At 72.7% G+C, this 3,547-nt stretch carries 4 protein-coding genes; all 4 read right to left on the bottom strand.

What is annotated here, in order from left to right:
- Positions 1–328 precede the first annotated feature (328 nt).
- Positions 329–850 carry a peptide-methionine (S)-S-oxide reductase MsrA gene (msrA, locus tag MTQ10_RS28990; RefSeq protein ID WP_247473354.1) on the bottom strand — a complete coding sequence of 174 codons (522 nt, stop codon included), beginning with the start codon at positions 848–850 and terminating at the stop codon, positions 329–331.
- Between the two features lie 119 nt (positions 851–969).
- The gene (locus tag MTQ10_RS28985; protein WP_247473352.1) at positions 970–1,425 is read right to left on the bottom strand and encodes a VOC family protein; all 456 of its coding nucleotides are present in this window, start codon (positions 1,423–1,425) and stop codon (positions 970–972) included.
- 68 nt (positions 1,426–1,493) lie between these two features.
- The gene (locus MTQ10_RS28980) at positions 1,494–2,003 is read right to left on the bottom strand and encodes an O-acetyl-ADP-ribose deacetylase (protein WP_247473350.1); all 510 of its coding nucleotides are present in this window, start codon (positions 2,001–2,003) and stop codon (positions 1,494–1,496) included.
- Positions 2,000–3,412, bottom strand: coding sequence for a phytoene desaturase family protein (locus MTQ10_RS28975; protein ID WP_247473348.1), 1,413 nt, complete (start codon positions 3,410–3,412; stop codon positions 2,000–2,002). The genes MTQ10_RS28980 and MTQ10_RS28975 overlap by 4 nt, the downstream gene beginning before the upstream one ends.
- Positions 3,413–3,547 lie beyond the last annotated feature (135 nt).

The following is a 3,547-nucleotide window of genomic DNA, read 5'->3' as shown; positions in this document are numbered from 1 at the left end:
GTGGGGGGCGGTGCGTACGGGGCGGGGAGGGCGTGCTGCGGGTCCGGATACGGGAGCGGATGCGGCATGGCCGTGGCCTTCCTCGTGACGACCGTGGGCTGCACGGGCTGAGGGTGCGTCGGATCGTGTGCGACGTCGTGGCAACGAGCGGTGACGGTACGCCTGCTGAGGCACCGTCACCCTAGAACTCGAACACAAACGAAGCAATGACCCTGTCGGAGTCTGTGTGTTCCTGTTCGGCCCACCGACTCCGGGCACCCTCACCGTGGCCCGGCGGTCGCCTCGCGCCCTGCCCGGCCCCGCCGTCGGACGGGGTCCGCGCCGAGGGTCACTCCGCCGGCGTGGCGGCCCGCTTCGGCAGCTTCCAGTTCGGCCGCGGGAAGTGGCAGGTGTAACCGTCGGGGTAGCGCTCCAGGTAGTCCTGGTGCTCGGGCTCGGCCTCCCAGAAGTCACCGGCCGGCTGGACCTCGGTGACGACCTTGCCCGGCCACAGTCCGCTGGCCTCCACGTCGGCGATGGTGTCCAGCGCCACGCGGTGCTGCTCCTCGTCGACGTAGAAGATCGCGGAGCGGTAGCTGCGGCCGATGTCGTTGCCCTGGCGGTCCTTGGTGGTCGGGTCGTGGATCTGGAAGAAGAACTCCAGCAGGTCCCGGTAGGTGGTGACCGTCGGGTCGTAGAGGATCTCGATCGCCTCGGCGTGGTCGCCGTGGTCGCGGTAGGTGGCGTTCGGGGTGTCGCCTCCGGTGTAGCCGACCCGCGTCGACACCACGCCCGGCTGCTTGCGGATCAGGTCCTGCATGCCCCAGAAGCAGCCGCCGGCCAGCACCGCACGCTCGGTTCGGACTGTCATCTCGTACCTCTCTACGCCTTCGGTCGATGTGCCTGTGTGGTGGAACGGATCTCGGGGCCGAAGTCTTCCCTGGCCACGGCGTGTCCCACGGCGGTGACGGGGAGTCGTCGGGGCGGGGGTCAGACGACGTCGAACTCGTTGCCCTCGGGGTCCCGCAGCGCGGCGGCGTAGAGGTCCGTGTCGGGCTCGTCCCTGACCCGCACCACGGTGGCCCCGGCCGCGACCAGCCGCCGTACCGTGGCGTCGACCCGCTGGGCGCGGACGTCGCGGGGCACGGCCCGGCCGCCGCCGACCTTCAGGTCGAAGTGCCATCGGTTCTTGACGGTCTTCGGCTCGGGGACGTGCTGGAACCACACGCGCGGCCCGCGTCCCGAGGGATCGACGATGGACTCCGGCAGGTCCCCGGCGCCGGACGGCAGCTCCTCCTCGGGCACGCCCATCGCCTGCCAGTAGTCACGCCAGGTGGCGTGTCCGTCCGGGGGCGGCTCGGGCACGTAGCCCAGGGCCTCCGTCCAGAACTCCACCATCCGCCGTGGGTCGGAGCAGTCGATCGTCAGTTGCAGTTCCATCTCCATGCCGTGAGTGTCGCAGGCACCACTGACAACCGGTCCGGTCCGCTTCCCGCCCCACGGCTCCCGCGGGATCAGCCGGTGCGGCGGGCGAACGCGTCGTAGGCGCGGTCGTCGAAGAGGACGAAGCTGACCTCTTCGACGCGGGTCGGCGTGGAGCGCACGGTGTCCACCGCGATCCGCGCCGCGTCGTCCATCGGCCACCGGTACACCCCGGTCGAGATCGCGGGGAACGCCACCGTGCGCGCGCCCAGTTCGTCGGCGACGCGCAGCGACTCGCGGTAGCAGGAGGCGAGCAGCTCCGAGCGGTCCTCTTCGGCGCTGTGGACGGGGCCGACGGTGTGGATGACCCAGCGGGCGTCGAGGTTCCCGGCGGTGGTGGCGACCGCCCGGCCGGTGGGCAGCCCCCTGCCGTACCTGGAGGCGCGGAGCCTGCGGCACTCCTCGAGGATGGCGGGCCCGCCGCGCCGGTGGATGGCGCCGTCGACGCCGCCCCCGCCGAGCAGGGAGGAGTTGGCGGCGTTGACGATGGCGTCGGCGCTGACCCGGGTGATGTCGCCGCGGACGAGGGTGATGGTGGTCATGGCTGCTGCCTCAGCCTTCTCCAGACCGCCTTGGCCGCGTTGTGCCCGGACATGCCGTGCACGCCGGGGCCCGGCGGGGTGGCCGACGAGCAGATGAACACGGCCGGGTGGGCGGTGTGGTACGGGAACAGGGACAGTCTGGGCCGCAGCAGGATCTGAAGGCCGGAGACCGCGCCGGCGGCGATGTCCCCGCCGACGTAGTTGGCGTTGCGGGCGGCGAGTTCGGCGGGGCCCATGGTGGCGCGGGCGAGGATCCGGTCGCGGAAGCCGGGCGCGAAGCGCTCCAGTTGGCGTTCCATCGCGTCGGTGAGGTCGCCGCTCCAGCCGTTGGGGACGTGCCCGTACGCCCAGAAGACATGCTTGCCCTCGGGGGCGCGGGTGGGGTCCGCGACACTCGGCTGGACGGTGATCATGAACGGGCGGTCGGGGGCGCGGCCCTCGCGGGACGCGGCGCGCAGGGCCGCGCCGATCTCCGCGCTGTTCGCGCCGATCTGCACGGTGCCGGCGGTGCGGGCCTCGGGCGCGGTCCAGGGGACGGGGCCGTCCAGCGCATAGTCGATCTTGAAGACGCTGGGGCCGTACCGGAAGTTCTCGTAGGCGCGGCCGAGGCCTGCGATACGGGCGAGCGCGGTGGGCGAGGTGTCGAAGACGTACGCGCGGGCGGGCGGCAGGTCGTCCAGCCGTTTGACCTCGTAGTCGGTGTGGATCTCGCCGCCGAGGTCCTTCAGGTAGGCGGCGAGGGCGTCGGAGACGGACTGGGAGCCGCCACGGGCGACCGGCCAACCCCTCGCGTGCGCGGCCAGTGCGAAGACCAGGCCGATCGCGCTGGTGGCGAAACCGTTCAGCGGGGCCATGACGTGGGCGACGAGCCCGGCGAGCAGGGTGCGGGCGCGGTCGTCGCGGAACAGCCGCATCAGCCAGGTCGAGGGGGGCAGCCCGGCGAGGCCGAAGCGGGCGAGCCCGACCGGGTCGCGGGGCAGCGCGGTCAGCGGCAGGGACATGAAGTCCTGGGCGAGCGTGTCCCACTTGGCGAGGAACGGCTCGATCAGCCGGCGGTAGGCGCCCGCGTCGCGCGGCCCGAACGAGGCGGCGGTCTCGGCGACGGAACGGGACAGCACGGCGGCCGTGCCGTCGAGGAAGGGGTGCGCCATCGGCAGGTCGGCGTGCAGCCACTGAAGTCCGTACCGGTCGAGCGGCATCGCCCGGAACGCGGGCGAGTTGACGGCGAGGGGGTGCGCGGCGGAGCACGGGTCGTGGCGGAAGCCGGGGAGGGTCAGCTCCTCCGTGGAGGCGCCGCCGCCGACGGTGGGGCGGGCCTCGAAAAGGGCTGTGGAGAAGCCTCGGCGGGCCAGCTCCACGGCGGCGGTCAGCCCATTGGGTCCCGCCCCCACCACGACCACATCGAGCATCGACGGCACCTTCGGACCCCTTCGTCAGCCGACGGCCAGCCTGGATGGTTCAGGATATGCCCGGCCCTCACGGACGGACGGGGCGGGTGTGCGGGGCCGCCTTTCCTCAGCCCCCGCCGCGCTCACCCCTCCTCC

It is taken from the genome of Streptomyces sp. XM83C (assembly GCF_023072675.1).
GTDB lineage: Bacteria > Actinomycetota > Actinomycetes > Streptomycetales > Streptomycetaceae > Streptomyces > Streptomyces thermocoprophilus.
Note: the sequence above shows the minus strand (reverse complement) of the source record. Positions and strands in the feature narration are given on the sequence as shown.

What these genes read in the sequence shown, in the direction of transcription:
- msrA (WP_247473354.1), bottom strand. Translation starts at nt 850, where the DNA reads ATGACAGTCCGAACCGAGCGTGCGGTGCTGGCCGGCGGCTGCTTCTGG.
- MTQ10_RS28985 (WP_247473352.1), bottom strand. Translation starts at nt 1,425, where the DNA reads ATGGAGATGGAACTGCAACTGACGATCGACTGCTCCGACCCACGGCGG.
- MTQ10_RS28980 (WP_247473350.1), bottom strand. Translation starts at nt 2,003, where the DNA reads ATGACCACCATCACCCTCGTCCGCGGCGACATCACCCGGGTCAGCGCC.
- MTQ10_RS28975 (WP_247473348.1), bottom strand. Translation starts at nt 3,412, where the DNA reads ATGCTCGATGTGGTCGTGGTGGGGGCGGGACCCAATGGGCTGACCGCC.